This window comes from Bradyrhizobium algeriense (assembly GCF_003062295.1).
Classification (GTDB): Bacteria; Pseudomonadota; Alphaproteobacteria; order Rhizobiales; family Xanthobacteraceae; genus Bradyrhizobium; species Bradyrhizobium algeriense.
Window position 1 is genome coordinate 1 of sequence record NZ_PYCN01000315.1, and the last position, 281, is coordinate 281.

Consider the following 281-nt stretch of genomic DNA (forward strand, 5'->3'; position numbering starts at 1 on the left):
CATCTCCTGTGTGAGACGCTGCGGGGCAGCGCGGGAGCGCCAGTTCGGGTGAGCGCTCCCGCTCGCCCCGCAGCTCCATTCCCCACCAGTCCAAACCATTCTGTCAGATTAAGTCGAGACTTTTACAGCAAGCACACAGCCGAAACGCGCACCAGAGGCGATGACGCGGTCGATCTCCTCGATCGCAATCTCCGGCTTTGTCAGAGCAGTCTGTCTATCCTTCGGCACACCGGCCCGCGCCATGCGCTCAGGATCATTTGTCCAGTTCTCGGGCAGGAACA

General features: G+C 60.9%; 1 pseudogene. It reads right to left on the reverse strand.

The features are described from left to right. Positions 1-126: 126 nt before the first annotated feature. A pseudogene (locus tag C7G61_RS43640) lies at positions 127-281 on the reverse strand (transposase); the annotation flags it as partial.